Source organism: Pediococcus stilesii, assembly GCF_001437075.1.
GTDB lineage: Bacteria > Bacillota > Bacilli > Lactobacillales > Lactobacillaceae > Pediococcus > Pediococcus stilesii.
The window spans coordinates 1-13,775 of record NZ_JQBX01000024.1; the positions used below are offsets into that span (position 1 = coordinate 1).

Consider the following 13,775-nt stretch of genomic DNA (forward strand, 5'->3'; position numbering starts at 1 on the left):
ACGGTTCGAGTCCGCCTGCCGGAGTTTCATTTATTTGGAGAGTTGTCCGAGTTGGCCGAAGGAGCATCATTGGAAATGATGTAAACGGGTTAAAGCCTGTTTCAAGGGTTCGAATCCCTTACTCTCCGTATAATATGATTATTAGAAGTATGACCCGTTGGTCAAGTGGTTAAGACACTGCCCTTTCACGGCAGTAACATGGGTTCGAATCCCGTACGGGTCATTTTGGAGGATTAGCTCAGTTGGGAGAGCATCTGCCTTACAAGCAGGAGGTCACAGGTTCGAGCCCTGTATCCTCCATTCCAAATTTAAGTTTTTGGTTCTATGGTCTAGTTGGTTTAGGACGCCTGCCTGTCACGCAGGAGATCACGAGTTCGAGTCTCGTTAGAACCGTTGCACCAATATATATGGCTCGGTAGCTCAGTCGGTAGAGCAATGGATTGAAGCTCCATGTGTCGGCAGTTCGATTCTGTCCCGCGCCATTGTGAATAATTTTTATTCACATGTTTATTAATTTTATATTTACAGTCACTTATATCAATGCTAGGGATATAGTTTAATGGTAGAACTACGGTCTCCAAAACCGTCAGTGTGGGTTCAACTCCTACTATCCCTGCCATGATGGCGGTAGTGGCGAAGTGGTTAACGCACCGGATTGTGGCTCCGGCACGCGTGGGTTCGATTCCCACCTACCGCCCTTTGGGTTTTTTACCCTAATATAATAAAGTACCGAATGCCGCTGTGGCGGAATTGGCAGACGCGCTGGACTCAAAATCCAGTTCCTTCACGGGAGTGTGGGTTCGACCCCCACCGGCGGCACTTTGTTTTGTGCGATAAGTTTTACATATGATTATGTAGTTTTCGTGCTTTTACGTAATTTTCGTACAGCGTTTGTCTGTACGATTTTTTCTTTTATGGCGGTATAGCCAAGTGGTAAGGCAGAGGTCTGCAAAACCTTCATCGTCGGTTCAAATCCGTCTACCGCCTTTTATAAAACATTTATCAAATAAATGTGACATCATAAGGCACAAAAAGAACCAGTTCTTAATTGAATTGGTTCTTTTTTTAATAAATCAAACCCACAAAAGTCGATCAGAATATTCTGTTCTCAGGAAGTTCTTAATTATTTGGATCATTTTTGCTATGGATGGCGCAGTGGATTGATTTTTATTTACTATCAAAGAAATTTTTCGTTCATATTTTTTTGAAAAATTGAAGTAGTTAAAATTTCCTGAAAGTTTTTTAAGAGCTAGTTCCGGTAAAATTCCAAGCCCCAGTCCGGATTCAACCATTGAAATTATTGATTGGTCATCGATTGAAAACTGTAGTGAATTTGCAGTGACATTATAATAATCCAAGGCAAGTTTTGTATCTTGATCGTAATCTCGCTGTTGTAGAATAAAGTTCTCATTACGAACATCTTTTCTTGTAATAAAAGACCCATTAATCGGATTAAAATCTGCGGGAGTAATACAATATATGGGATCGTTGATTAACGGATAAACTAGCAAATTTTCCGGTGCAGGCATTAAGGTAAAGCCAATATCAATTGTTCCATTTCTCGTCCACTCATTTATTTCACGGATATTTCCTTGTTTAACTGAAATTTTTATATCTGGAAAGTTTGCCTTAAATTCTTGAATAATGTGAGGCAGCCAGTTTATGCATACGCTACTAAAGACACCGAAGCGAACAGATCCGGAATTTAATCCCTTTATGCTATCAGAAACTTGACGCAGGTTACTTTCATCATTGAGAATTTTTTGGATGAAGGGAAGGACGCGGTTCCCATCCGCAGTTAATTCAACTCCAGACCGATCTCGAATAAACAGTGGAAATCCTAAGTCTTGTTCTAATTGATTAATTGAATGACTAACAGCACTTGGTGTGACGTTTAATGTTTTGGCAGTTTGGTAAAAAGTCTTCTTTGAAATTACAGTTGAGAATACTTTATAACTAAAATTTGACATTTTTCCTCCTATGATGAATTATTTTCATCTTTAATTGAAAAAGATGAAGTTTACTTAATTTGATATTAATTTTATCATTAAATAAATCAATGACCAATAACTAACTTATGGCGGGGGGAAAAGTATATGAAAAAATTATTTGCACAACGGGTTTTAAACAATAGCAACTCTTATATTAACGATATTTTTAAAAATAGCGCAAATCCACAGAACATTTCTTTTGCAGGTGGATTTCCAGACCAGGATCTTTTTCCAAGTGATCAGTTGGAGGAAGCCTATCGTACAGCAATCGCAAATTCCAAGCCAGATATTTTTCAATATCAGTCGGTTCAGGGCTCTCCTAGTTTAAGACAAAAAATCGCTAATCGAATGATTAAAAATTCGGGAATGATGGTTTCAAGTGAAAACATATTGTTGACACAGGGAGGTCAGCAAGCAATTGACTTAACCGCAAAACTTTTATTAAATAAGGGTGATTCGATTGCAGTGGAAGCTCCAACATATATGGGAGCGTTAACGGCGTTTGATATGTATGAACCCGTATACCACGAAATACCAATTGATAAAGATGGGATGCAAATCGACATTTTAGAACAAACTTTAAAAAAGCATCCTAAAATTAAGTTAATTTATACCATTCCAGATTTTCAAAATCCAACTGGTACTCTGTTAACAAGTGAAAGACGAAAAAAGATGGTCGAATTAGCAAATAAGTACGATGTAATGATCTTAGAGGACAGTCCATACCGTGAGTTGAAATTTGAAGGTGATAGTGTTCCGCCAGTCAAGTACTACGATACTGAAGATCGCGTAATATTTATTTCAAGTTTTTCTAAAATACTTTCACCAGCGCTAAGGACAGGTTGGATGATTGCTGGAAAAGGAGTAATGGAAAGATTATTAGACCTTAAATCAGCAACCGATTTACAATCGCCAGCTATAACTTTAGCGGCAGTTGATCAATATCTTTCCAATAATGATATTGACCAGCATATTAAAGAAATGACCGACGTGTACCGACAGAAAAGAAACGTAATGTTGTCAGCAATTAAACGATACTTTCCAAAAGAAATTACGTATACAATTCCGCATGGTGGTTTCTTTGTCTGGGTCACGCTTCCGCAAGAAATTAATTCAACCCAGCTTTTGATTGAAAAGGTTCTTCCGGATGCGCATGTGGCATATGTGCCATCTGATAGTCAATACGTCAGTAAAAAGATTACCAACGCTTTTAGACTTAACTATACTGGATTAAACCCAACCATAATTGAAGAAGGAATTAAAAAACTAGGTGAGGTATTGCGAAAAGAAATTCAACTCGTTCAGTTAAAAATCGGGTAAGAAGATTATTGATGGTTGAATTTCAAAAAGGAAAGCGTTATTATTGTCTATGAATTAGATACACTTACATTTAATAAGTGGGGAAGGGGTTTATGTTCATGGATGATAAAATTAAATCTGGTATTGCAATGGTGAAGGTGCTTGAGAGTTGGGGAGTAGATCACGTGTATGGTATTCCGGGTGGATCTTTTAATAGTACAATGGATGCCTTATTCTCCGAAAAAGAAAAAATAAAGTATATTCAAGTTAGGCATGAAGAGGTTGGAGCATTAGCTGCTGCTGGTGATGCTAAAATTACCGGTAAAATTGGGGTCGCATTTGGATCAGCGGGTCCTGGAGCAACACACCTTTTTAATGGTTTATATGATGCTAAGATGGATCACGTTCCAGTTTTAGCACTTATTGGTCAAGTTGCCACTGGTGCAATGAATACCGATTTCTTCCAAGAGATGAACGAAAATCCAATGTTTGCCGATGTTTCAGTATATAATCGGACTGTAATGACCGCCGAACAGTTGCCACACGTCGTTGATCAGGCAATTAAGCAGGCGTATAAGTATAAAGGCGTTGCGGTGGTTACAATTCCCGTAGATTTGGGATGGGTTGATATTCCGGATACGTTTAAATCCACCGCATCTGATTATCGAGTTAAGAATCCTGCTCCCGACATTGAAGATGTGGATGCTGCCTTAAAATTGCTTAAAGATGCTAAACGACCTATTTTATACTTTGGAAAAGGTGCGACAGGTGCTACAAAAGAAATTGAAGAGTTCGCTCAGATGTACAAAATGCCAATTGCGTCCAGTGCTTTGGCAAAGGGCATAGTACCTGATAACAATCCCGCGTATCTAGCATCGGCCGGAAGAGTTGCAACAAAGCCTGCTGTGGAAGCTTTAAAACAAGCTGATTTACAGTTTTTCATTGGTAGTGATTTTCCATTTGCACAGTACTTTTTCAATCCTGACGCTAAGTTTATCCAGGTTGACATTGATTCTTCCAAGTTAGGTAAACGACATGAAGATGATGTAGCAATCCTTGCTGATGCTAAAAAAACCTTGAAGCTGTTAATTGAGCGCGGAGAGGAGCAGCCATCCACAAAGTGGTATCAAGCTAATCTGGATAATAACAAAAACTGGCACGATTGGATTAAAAAAATGGCCGACAGTGACTCATTGCCGCTGAGAGTTGAACCTGTCTTTAAAGAAATTAATCGAATTGCAGAGGATGATGCAATTTTTACCGTTGATGTTGGGAACGTAACAATCGATGGACTGAGATTTCTGAATATGAATCCAAAGCAAGTCTTTACAACCTCAGGATGGTTTGCAACGATGGGGTATGGTATGCCAGCAGCGATTGGTGGACAGTTAAGTTATCCGAACCGACAAGTCTTTTCTATATCAGGTGATGGTGGATTTGCCATGGTTGCCCAGGATATAATTACTCAAGCAAAGTACCATTTACCAATTATTAATGTTGTATTAAGTAACGATTCTTTTGGCTTTATTAAAGCTGAGCAGGATGATACACATCAGAGTCATTACGGTGTTGATATAAAAGATGCCGATTGGGCAGGAGTTGCCCAATCGTTGGGTGCTGTCGGTTTTTCAGTTCATAACAAAGAAGAGTTAAAAGAAGCTTTTGATTTTGCTAAGGATGCAACCGAACCGGTTGTAATAGATGTAAAAATTGCCGACGAACGTCCATTACCGGTAGAACAGTTAGTTCTGGATCCGGATCAATTCAGTCAAGATGACATTGACAAATTTAATAAGGCGTACAACTCTAAGGATTTAATTCCGCTAAGCCAGTTCCTTAAGTAGTAGTTTAATTAATCGATTAATAACTTGATTTAGAAATTGACAACTAAGATAAAATCAATCGAGAGCGTTGACAAAAGTGATTTTGGCAATGCTCTTTTTATGTTTAATAAATTAAAAGAATTATTTAACAAAATGAAAAGGTCTTTATTGTTGTAAATTTCCTAATAATGATATTATTGTAATTATTAGACGATAAAGGGGTAATTTGAGATGGGAAAAATAAGAATCAATAATATGACTTTTCATACTTACAATGGGGTTTTTGCTGAGGAAAAAAAGCTAGGTCAAAAACTTGAAATTGATGTCGAAATGACCTATCCGATTGAAGAAAAAGTTAAAACGGATAATTTAAACGAAACGGTCAGTTACGCCGATGTATATTCTGTAATAGAAGATTTTGTCTTAAAAAATAATTTTAATCTAATTGAAAGTGTTGCAAATAATCTTTTAAAAATTCTGCTTACTAAATTTCCGGCTCTAAATGCAATCACTCTAAGAATCAGAAAATATAGTGTTCCAATTGACGGGATATTTAAAAACATTGAAATTGAGGTCAGTGGCGTACAAAATGACAAATGATGTTTATCTAAGCATTGGAACTAACTTAGGAGATCGTGAGCATAATTTAAAATCTGCTATTCAAGCGCTAAGAAAAAAAGTGACTATCAAAAATATCTCGAAAGTTTACGAGACTGAGCCAGTGGGTGGCGTAAAGCAAGATGACTTTCTTAATATCGCTGTCGAAATTAAGACTACAATGAGTCCACATGAATTATTGGAGTTCTTACATGAAATTGAAAAAGGTTTGCACAGGATTAGGAAAATTCATTGGGGGCCCAGAACAATCGATTTAGATATTCTTTTTTTTAACAAGATAAGTCTGAAAGAAAATAATTTAATAATTCCACATCCTGAAATTAAAAACCGAAATTTTGTATTAATACCCATGCTTGAAATTACGAACAATGATCGCGAATTACATGATAAAATAAAAGGTATGCTGAAAAATACAAATGATCAAAATTCAGTGCGTGAATATAAGATGGGGGCGGAGAAACTTGAATAGAGAAAAGATTAAGCAAGCTGTCCGAGACCTATTAGAAGCAATCGGAGAAGATACTCAGCGGGAAGGACTGCTTGAAACACCAGAAAGAGTTACCAAAGCGTATGCCGAAATTTTTAGCGGCTTAAATCATCAACCAGAGGATTTTACGGATTACAAAATTTTTCACGTTGAAGACGATCCAGAGATGGTTATTGTGCAACGAATTCCGTTTTACTCGGTGTGTGAACATCATCTATTACCGTTCTTTGGTTATGCAAACGTTGCTTACGTTCCAAAAGATGGTAGGGTAATTGGTATTAGTAAAATACCGCGGTTAGTTGAGTTCGCTTCTAAGAGGCCTGGAATGCAGGAAAAAGTGACGGCTCAAATTGCATCGGAGCTGACAAGAATTTTGGAACCAAATGGAGTAGCGGTCTCAATCTCTGCTCGGCATATGTGTATGGAGATGAGAGGGATTAATCGAACAAACCTATTTACGTACACCTCTAAGTTTACGGGGAGGTTTAAAACAGACGCCGAGTTAAAACAAGATTTTTTACGACAAACGGAGAATAAAATTGTCTAATTTAAGCTTTGAAAATTTAATCTTAGATTTGAATCAAAACATGCTAGCAAAAGATTCAGAACGAATACCAATGCTAAAAAGAGTCTTAAAAAGAATGGGGAATCCCGATCAAAATTTTAAAATAATTCATTTGGCGGGAACCAACGGCAAGGGTTCAACTGGATTTATGCTCAAAGAGATACTACAAAATGCTGGATATAAGGTTGGTTATTTTTCCAGTCCGGCGTTACTTGATATCCGTGAACAAATTCAAATTCAGAGTCAGATCATTCCTAAGAAAAGTTTTGTTAAACTTTATCAGGAGATTGTTAGCCTTTTGCCGTCGGATATTAAGCCGCGGGATATTTCAATTTTTGAGTGGTTCGTTTTGATTATGCTTCAATATTTTGCCGAAAATAATGTTGAATGGGCGGTAATTGAGGCAGGGCTCGGTGGGGAAAAAGATGCGACAAATATAATTGCACCGCCAATTGTAACAATCTTTACACATATCGATATTGACCATGTTGAAATTTTAGGACACTCGATTAAAGAAATAGCGTTGAACAAGGCGGGCATCATAAAAAGAAATACGAATGTTTTTATAGCTCCAAGCCAACATAATTCGGCTTTAAAGGTACTTTTAGATATTTCACGAGAAAATGATGTAAAAAGTATAAATGAAGTTAAACTCGAAATATTAGACGTTAAAAAAGTTAGTTTGTTCGATAATATTGTTTCAATTGATGCGAAAAACTTTAGCTTAAAGAATATTAAATTTGTACTAAATGGTACGTTTCAAATTGATAATTTAGCAACAGTTTTAACCGTCTATGATTGGTTTTTTGAAAAGCACGTTGTTCAGACAACGAAGCCATTAGTTAAAATGATGAGCGAAATTAATATTCCTGGTCGTTTTCAAGCTATTAGCCAAGATCCGTTGATTATTTTAGACGGGGCTCATAATGTAGATGCCACAAAACGTTTAATAGAAACCATTCGATTAATGAAGCCTAACGCAAAGCTATTCTTTGTTTTGGGTTTCCTGAAGGATAAAAATTACGTTGAAATGGCAAAACTGTACGACGAGGCCGCAACAAAGATCATCACGGTTCAACCAGATAATCCAGAGCGAACGCTGGACCAGTCAACCTTAAATGCGTTGTTTAAAGACAAATGGCTTGGTTCATATTCTAATGCTAAGCAGGCGGTTAGTGCCATGGAGAAGGTTGTTAACAAAAATGACTTGATTGTTGTTAGTGGCTCATTTTATTTAGTTAAAGAAATGGGAGCAGCTTTAAATGAAGAAACCTGAAAGATTTGTTATTGCATCGAATAATTTGGAAAAAACGGCAGAACTAGTCAAAAGTTTTAAATGGTTTGATGAACAAGCGATATCCTATCAGGAAATTCTCCCTAAACAGATTTTTCCGGCTGAGGGATCTAAAAGTTATATTGAAAATGCGAAAATAAAAAGTGCGTTTATTGCTAAGATGTTGCCACAAGAATTTATTGTTGCAGATGATTCCGGAATGATTTTAGATGCTTATCCCGACTGGCTGGGTGTATTGACTGCCAGAAATCTCGATATGAAACATCTTAATGATCAAGAATTAAACAATAAAATATTAAAACTATTGTTGAACAAAAAAAGAGGAGTTCAAATGATATCAAACCTAGTTGGTGGATATTATCGTTCAGAAACAGTTGTGGCAACGGGCAGATTTATTGGAGAAGTCAGTCAACAAGCACGCGGTGAAAATGGGCGAGGATTTGATTTGATTCTGCAGCAAAAGGATACTGGCAAAACATTGGCGGAACTGAGTGATGATCAGAAAATTCCGTTATTGCATCGAACTAAAGCAGTTCATAATTTATTATTGCAGTTACAATGAGGAGGAGCACGGATGCAAATTACTGAAAAGAAAGTTTATTCTAGTGATAGTTTTATAGACCGAGTTTTGTCAGACGTAAAAACGCGTCAAGAAAATTTATTTTTGAATTTAAAATTAGATAATTTGAGCAAACAGGGCGATCTTGAAACCTTGTTTAATCAAATGGATCTATTATTTGAACTGGACCAAGAAGAATATACTCTTAAGGTTCCAGAATTTTCTATAAATATCTTTAGAGAAAAACTATTTGAAATTTTGGGTGACGAAAATTTAGATCAACAATTGGCTAAAATCATTCAGAATAATTCAATTTTTTGGAAAGCAGGACGCTTTAAATTTAATCTATCTAAAAAGCCACTTATCTACGGAATTTTGAATATAACGCCCGATTCGTTTTATGATGGCGGTTGGTATCAAAATAAATCAGATATTGCTAAGCGCATTGAGGAAATGATTGAAAGTGGTGTGGATGTGATTGAGGTCGGTGGACAGACAACACGACCAGGATTCCAGGAAATTGCCGCAAGTGAAGAACTTGACCGAATAGAATCTGCCATCGAGTTGATTCGGAGTAAGTATAAAAATGTAGCAATTGCTGTCGACACTTACAAATATGAGGTTATGGAAAAGGTGATTAAAAACGTTGATATCATTAATGATGTAAATGCATTTACTGATGATCAACGCAAACTTGAATTGTTAAAACAATCAGATGTTGGTTTACTGACTATGCATAGTGCACGTGATAAAAATTATTCCAACCTAACGGGAGAAATGAAGAACTTTTTTGAGAAAAATATAGATGATTTGACTAAAAGCGGAATTGATATTGATAGAATTGCACTTGATCAAGGCGTTGGATACGCTAAAATTGCTGATGGATATCAGGATTATGCAATGATGAAGAATATTGATCAGTTCAATTATCTAAGAAGACCAATGATGGTTGCAATTTCTAGAAAGGGATTTGGGGCCAAGTTATTTAATTTAAAGAAAGAAGATCGACTGGAAGTAACATTGATTGCTGAAGCATATATGTATTTGCACGGCGGAAGAATTTTACGTGTTCATGATCTAAACGAAACCTTGCAGTTAGTTAAAATGCTTGACGTGATTCGAAACGGTTACTGGTTTGGTGAGAAAGATGGAATTAGTTAAGTGGGGGATGGAAAATGAATCGAAGCAGTACGTTCTATGAAAAGCTAACAATTGGGATGCTCTTAGCTGCTGCAGCTGGTGGACTTGATGCATATTCTTATTTAGAGCATGGAGAGGTTTTTGCGGGATTGCAGACGGGAAACTTAATTTTATTAGGAATTCATTTGGGGCAGTTTAAATGGGAGCAAACTGTACAATACGTGGTTTCAATTCTGTTCTTTGCAATTGGAACAATTATCGTCCGTTGGTTTCAAAAGCATGAAAGACTTTTAAAGCGCAATGCATTTTCAATTGACGAATGCGTGTTGATGTATGAGATAAGTTTGATCGTCCTTGTCGCACTTTTTTCAAAGATTTTACCTAATACGTTAGTTACGGGAATGTTATCTTTAACCGCATCGGCCCAATTACAGCATTTTCGGAAATTAAATGGTGGTCCATTTACTTCCTTAATGATGACCGGCAACATCAGAACTGCGGCGGAATCAATGTATGATGCACTAATTGAAAAAAATCAAACAGCTTGGCGTAAAGGGCTTGATACTCTGTCAATAATCGGATCGTTCGTGGGTGGCGCGTTAATTTCCGGTTCTCTGACTGGGATTTTAGGCTCGTTCACAATTATTTTTTCAGGAACGGCTCTTTTTGCAATTATCCTAATTCGATACACTGACATAAAAAATAAAAGTTTGAGATAAATTCTCAAACTTTTATTTTTTTGGTCCTTTAGATTGTTGTAATAAAAGACGAATGCTAAAAAACATATCAGTAAAATCGTAGGCAGCAAAAATCATTAAGATGATTCGCATGAAACTTGAAACATCGCTGGATACTTTTAAATAATAGACAAAAAAGATTCCAACAATTAAGTCAAATATGATGTTTGAGATCAAAACCTTTGGATTTTTTGGTGAGAAAATACGGATCATTCCCTTCTGTATACGGTATACAAGTATACAGTAAAATTGATGCTATTTCACGAATTAGTTTACCACTTGATAAATTGTACGGAAATAATTTTGGTTCGTATATGGTGCAATAATATTTTGTAGATCACGAACTTCAAAAGTAGAGCGGTTAGACTCTTGATTCCAGATTGTTAGCAGTGCTCGATTACTTGGCTTCCCGTCTAAGGGATTTAGTAAAAAGGAATTTTGCAAGTCGTATGAATCCGCATTACTATTCGCCCAGTTTTGAATCTTTTGATCGAATGCCTTTAATGAGTCATCTGATAGTTCGAAAAAGTCGAATCTGAAAAGATTGCCGGTAATTGAAAAACCACTTTCAAAGAGTACTTGATAGCGATTGGGAGATTGAAAAATATTTTCCCGGTCAGAAAAATCAACTAATTGAAAACTATCATTTTCCGAAGTGTTGGAAAGAATAATCATTTTCCGATCGGAATTCTTTTTCTTTATACTTTCGAGAATACTCTTACTGCCAAATGACGAAATTAAATTTCTAGTCATATTAACACCTCCGTTCCACACTTATTATAGAGGTTTTGAAAGATAATAAAAATATTTTTCACTTTGCGTTAGAATTAAGGTAATGAATAATTATTTGATGAGGAGAAATAGATATGAAAATAACGGTACTAGGATTTTATGGCGGTTATCCGAGCCAAAAAATTGGAACAACAGGTTATTTAGTCCAAAGTGGTGACTTTAATTTACTTCTGGATGCGGGTTCTTCAACCTTACTTGAACTTGAAAAACACATTAATCCTCTTGAACTGGACGCAGTATTGTTAACTCACTACCATCATGATCATACGGCTGATGTTGGTGTATTACAGTATTTATGGCAATTAAATGAAAAAATTGGGAAAACAAAGTTACCGATTTATGGACATAACGAAGACCCACTTAATTTTGGAGCACTGACCTGGCCCAATGCTTCAGAAGGATTTGCCTATAATGAGGATACAAAATTAGAACTAGGACCTTTTGAAATAACATTCCAAAAAACAGTTCATCCAGTTCCCGCTTTCGCGACGAGAATAGAGGATAAGACTTCTAGGCAAGTATTCACATTTACATCAGATACACGATTTTTTGATGAATTAGTGCCGTTTGCCCAAAATAGTGATTTATTAATAACTGATACTAATTTTCTAGAATCGTATAAAGGAACCAAATGGCATCTTTCAACTAAAGATACGGCTAAATTATTTGATGAATCTGCTTCGAAAAGATTAATTATTAGTCACTTATCGCCGCTCCTTGAGTTAAACCAAGTGTTAGAGGAAACAAGGAAATTCTCTTCGAAACCCAGTCGCATAGGGCTTCCAGAGGTCGGGAGGGTTATCGAATTAGAGTAAACCTTTTCATAACAAACTATTTTTTTAAACTATAAGTGTTTATTTAATTTAATAAAATTAATTTATACTACAAAACATAAAAAAATGACAAATATCATTTAAAAATAACTCATAATATGGCACAAAAGAATGACAATTACTTAATTTTTTATAAGTAAAAATCTTTAAAAAAGGGGTAGACAAAGTTTGATTAACGCTGTACAATGTTAATTGTAAGTTAAGTAATGCTTTCAGGCTGCTAAAAGGGGGAATTTTAATGGTTACGTTATACACATCGCCAAGTTGCACATCTTGCAGAAAGGCAAAGGCTTGGTTAGAAGAACACGGAATTAACTATACGGAAAGGAACATCTTTTCTGAACCCTTAAGTGCTGAAGAAATTAAAAAAGTTCTTAGAATGACTGAAAATGGGACCGAAGAAATTGTTTCTCGGCGCTCGAAGGTTTTTCAGGAGTTGAACGTTGAATTAGATGATTTACCACTTCAACAGCTAATTGATCTGATTCAAAAGAATCCTGGATTGCTCCGTCGTCCGATTATTATGGACGACAAGAGATTACAAGTTGGCTATAACGAAGATGAGATTCGTCGTTTCTTGCCACGTAAGGTACGCCAACTTGAACTAGCTGAAGCACAGCGCATTGCAAATCTTTAATTTAAACTTTAAGGGATTATTCTGGACGTGAGACGCGTCTAAAATAATCCTTTTACTTTAGAAAAATTTAATGGTTAGGGGCGTCTTGTGGTAAAGTTTTGTGTTTTGTGGGATAATCGTGTAGAACATATTTAGATATGTTTTTCCATTCAGTTTCGATTTAGAACTGGAGGTGCTACTAATGGAAATGGAACGAATAAATGATGATACGATCAGAGTTACAATTAGTTCAGACGATCTAACTGAACGCGGGGTGACATTCCTCGATTTATTAGATAATCATAAAGAAATTGAAAGTTTCTTTTATTCCGTACTGGAAGAGGTTGACACGGAGCATCAGTTTGCTAATAATGATGCGGTTACCTTTCAAGTACTGCCAAACCGTAATGGATTAGAGCTATATATTAGTAAAAATCCGGCTAACGGGATGGAAGAGGCGATTAAATCCGCAACTGAGAATGGGTCACCTAGTTCAGATGAGTTAGATGAAGTATCAGACTTTTTAAAAAGAAAATTGTCTGAAACCGATACTAATGAAAATAACGTTGATTCTTCGGCGCGTACTACTAACGGTGATCCCGCTGATTTAAATAGTTATGCCAACGGGGTTGGTGATACACAACGTTCAATCGTTAAGTTGGACGACTTTGAGGGACTACCAAATATTGCAAAATTAATTACAACAGGTAATGGAATCGAGTCGGTTTTATATGAGTTTAAGAACGACTATTATCTAGAGTTGACCTTCTTCATGAGCGAAAATACGCCCGAATCGGTCAAAGACGATTTAGCGATTGCTTACGAATATGGTAAAGCAACACCGATTTCTAGTGAGGTTTTACGTGAGCATGGGAAAGTTGTGATTGATGGAGCAGCTCTTGAATTAGCAAAAAGATATTTTGATTAATCCAAAAAGTTGGCCCAAATAGTGATTTTTAGTTGGTACTAAATGATTCAAAAATAAAATTTAGGTAGAAGTGACCTGTACCCCAGAAGTTAA

14 protein-coding genes and 9 tRNA genes are annotated in these 13,775 nt (G+C 36.3%); 21 read left to right on the top strand and 2 right to left on the bottom strand.

What is annotated here, in order from left to right; all coding sequences use genetic code 11:
* Positions 1-36 precede the first annotated feature (36 nt).
* From IV81_RS08370 to IV81_RS08410, 9 genes are all read left to right on the top strand, one after another.
* Positions 37-128, top strand: a tRNA-Ser gene (locus tag IV81_RS08370).
* 23 nt (positions 129-151) lie between these two features.
* A tRNA-Glu gene (locus IV81_RS08375) sits at positions 152-223 on the top strand.
* 4 nt (positions 224-227) lie between these two features.
* Positions 228-300, top strand: a tRNA-Val gene (locus tag IV81_RS08380).
* A gap of 18 nt (positions 301-318) precedes the next feature.
* Positions 319-393, top strand: a tRNA-Asp gene (locus IV81_RS08385).
* 16 nt (positions 394-409) lie between these two features.
* A tRNA-Phe gene (locus IV81_RS08390) sits at positions 410-482 on the top strand.
* 63 nt (positions 483-545) lie between these two features.
* Positions 546-619, top strand: a tRNA-Trp gene (locus tag IV81_RS08395).
* Positions 620-624: 5 nt separating this feature from the next.
* Positions 625-697 (top strand) — tRNA-His (locus IV81_RS08400).
* 38 nt (positions 698-735) lie between these two features.
* Positions 736-819, top strand: a tRNA-Leu gene (locus IV81_RS08405).
* Positions 820-916: 97 nt separating this feature from the next.
* A tRNA-Cys gene (locus tag IV81_RS08410) sits at positions 917-987 on the top strand.
* Positions 988-1,073: 86 nt separating this feature from the next.
* Here the strand turns inward: IV81_RS08410 and IV81_RS08415 are convergent.
* Complete coding sequence (locus IV81_RS08415) at positions 1,074-1,970, bottom strand: LysR family transcriptional regulator (RefSeq protein WP_057804184.1); 897 nt, start codon at positions 1,968-1,970, stop codon at positions 1,074-1,076.
* A gap of 126 nt (positions 1,971-2,096) precedes the next feature.
* Between IV81_RS08415 and IV81_RS08420 the strand changes: the two genes are divergently transcribed.
* The 9 genes from IV81_RS08420 to IV81_RS08460 all read left to right on the top strand — a co-directional run bounded on the left by IV81_RS08420 (position 2,097) and on the right by IV81_RS08460 (position 10,495).
* Positions 2,097-3,311 (top strand): aminotransferase-like domain-containing protein, encoded by a 1,215-nt coding sequence (locus tag IV81_RS08420; protein ID WP_057804186.1) that lies wholly within the window; start codon positions 2,097-2,099, stop codon positions 3,309-3,311.
* Positions 3,312-3,409: 98 nt separating this feature from the next.
* Complete coding sequence (spxB, locus tag IV81_RS08425) at positions 3,410-5,134, top strand: pyruvate oxidase (RefSeq protein ID WP_057804188.1); 1,725 nt, start codon at positions 3,410-3,412, stop codon at positions 5,132-5,134.
* A gap of 210 nt (positions 5,135-5,344) precedes the next feature.
* Positions 5,345-5,713: a dihydroneopterin aldolase gene (gene folB, locus IV81_RS08430; RefSeq protein WP_083484710.1), complete on the top strand. Its 369-nt coding sequence runs from the start codon at positions 5,345-5,347 to the stop codon at positions 5,711-5,713.
* On the top strand, positions 5,703-6,200 hold the full coding sequence (gene folK, locus IV81_RS08435; RefSeq protein WP_057804190.1) for a 2-amino-4-hydroxy-6-hydroxymethyldihydropteridine diphosphokinase: 498 nt from the start codon (positions 5,703-5,705) through the stop codon (positions 6,198-6,200). The genes folB and folK overlap by 11 nt, the downstream gene beginning before the upstream one ends.
* Positions 6,193-6,765, top strand: coding sequence for a GTP cyclohydrolase I FolE (gene folE / locus IV81_RS08440; RefSeq protein ID WP_057804192.1), 573 nt, complete (start codon positions 6,193-6,195; stop codon positions 6,763-6,765). The genes folK and folE overlap by 8 nt, the downstream gene beginning before the upstream one ends.
* Complete coding sequence (locus tag IV81_RS08445) at positions 6,758-8,059, top strand: bifunctional folylpolyglutamate synthase/dihydrofolate synthase (protein ID WP_157059765.1); 1,302 nt, start codon at positions 6,758-6,760, stop codon at positions 8,057-8,059. The genes folE and IV81_RS08445 overlap by 8 nt, the downstream gene beginning before the upstream one ends.
* Positions 8,046-8,639 carry a non-canonical purine NTP pyrophosphatase gene (locus tag IV81_RS08450; RefSeq protein ID WP_057804193.1) on the top strand — a complete coding sequence of 198 codons (594 nt, stop codon included), beginning with the start codon at positions 8,046-8,048 and terminating at the stop codon, positions 8,637-8,639. Before IV81_RS08445 ends, IV81_RS08450 begins: the two co-directional genes overlap by 14 nt.
* Positions 8,640-8,651: 12 nt before the next feature.
* Positions 8,652-9,797: a dihydropteroate synthase gene (gene folP, locus IV81_RS08455; RefSeq protein WP_057804195.1), complete on the top strand. Its 1,146-nt coding sequence runs from the start codon at positions 8,652-8,654 to the stop codon at positions 9,795-9,797.
* A gap of 14 nt (positions 9,798-9,811) precedes the next feature.
* A complete protein-coding gene (locus tag IV81_RS08460) occupies positions 9,812-10,495 on the top strand; it encodes a YoaK family protein (RefSeq protein ID WP_083484711.1) in 684 nt (227 codons plus the stop codon).
* 285 nt (positions 10,496-10,780) lie between these two features.
* Here the strand turns inward: IV81_RS08460 and IV81_RS08470 are convergent, their stop codons facing one another.
* Positions 10,781-11,266, bottom strand: coding sequence for a hypothetical protein (locus IV81_RS08470; protein ID WP_057804199.1), 486 nt, complete (start codon positions 11,264-11,266; stop codon positions 10,781-10,783).
* Positions 11,267-11,379: 113 nt separating this feature from the next.
* Between IV81_RS08470 and IV81_RS08475 the strand changes: the two genes are divergently transcribed.
* The 3 genes from IV81_RS08475 to IV81_RS08485 all read left to right on the top strand — a co-directional run bounded on the left by IV81_RS08475 (position 11,380) and on the right by IV81_RS08485 (position 13,682).
* A complete protein-coding gene (locus IV81_RS08475) occupies positions 11,380-12,120 on the top strand; it encodes an MBL fold metallo-hydrolase (protein ID WP_057804200.1) in 741 nt (246 codons plus the stop codon).
* 256 nt (positions 12,121-12,376) lie between these two features.
* Positions 12,377-12,775: a transcriptional regulator SpxA gene (gene spxA / locus IV81_RS08480; RefSeq protein ID WP_057804202.1), complete on the top strand. Its 399-nt coding sequence runs from the start codon at positions 12,377-12,379 to the stop codon at positions 12,773-12,775.
* Between the two features lie 181 nt (positions 12,776-12,956).
* Positions 12,957-13,682, top strand: coding sequence for an adaptor protein MecA (locus IV81_RS08485; RefSeq protein ID WP_057804204.1), 726 nt, complete (start codon positions 12,957-12,959; stop codon positions 13,680-13,682).
* Positions 13,683-13,775 lie beyond the last annotated feature (93 nt).

Bases quoted from the DNA above. Each gene is read 5' to 3' on its own strand.
- IV81_RS08415 (WP_057804184.1), bottom strand. From the start codon at position 1,970: ATGTCAAATTTTAGTTATAAAGTATTCTCAACTGTAATTTCAAAGAAG.
- IV81_RS08420 (WP_057804186.1), top strand. From the start codon at position 2,097: ATGAAAAAATTATTTGCACAACGGGTTTTAAACAATAGCAACTCTTAT.
- spxB (WP_057804188.1), top strand. From the start codon at position 3,410: ATGGATGATAAAATTAAATCTGGTATTGCAATGGTGAAGGTGCTTGAG.
- folB (WP_083484710.1), top strand. From the start codon at position 5,345: ATGGGAAAAATAAGAATCAATAATATGACTTTTCATACTTACAATGGG.
- folK (WP_057804190.1), top strand. From the start codon at position 5,703: ATGACAAATGATGTTTATCTAAGCATTGGAACTAACTTAGGAGATCGT.
- IV81_RS08450 (WP_057804193.1), top strand. From the start codon at position 8,046: ATGAAGAAACCTGAAAGATTTGTTATTGCATCGAATAATTTGGAAAAA.
- folP (WP_057804195.1), top strand. From the start codon at position 8,652: ATGCAAATTACTGAAAAGAAAGTTTATTCTAGTGATAGTTTTATAGAC.
- IV81_RS08460 (WP_083484711.1), top strand. From the start codon at position 9,812: ATGAATCGAAGCAGTACGTTCTATGAAAAGCTAACAATTGGGATGCTC.
- IV81_RS08470 (WP_057804199.1), bottom strand. From the start codon at position 11,266: ATGACTAGAAATTTAATTTCGTCATTTGGCAGTAAGAGTATTCTCGAA.
- IV81_RS08475 (WP_057804200.1), top strand. From the start codon at position 11,380: ATGAAAATAACGGTACTAGGATTTTATGGCGGTTATCCGAGCCAAAAA.
- spxA (WP_057804202.1), top strand. From the start codon at position 12,377: ATGGTTACGTTATACACATCGCCAAGTTGCACATCTTGCAGAAAGGCA.
- IV81_RS08485 (WP_057804204.1), top strand. From the start codon at position 12,957: ATGGAAATGGAACGAATAAATGATGATACGATCAGAGTTACAATTAGT.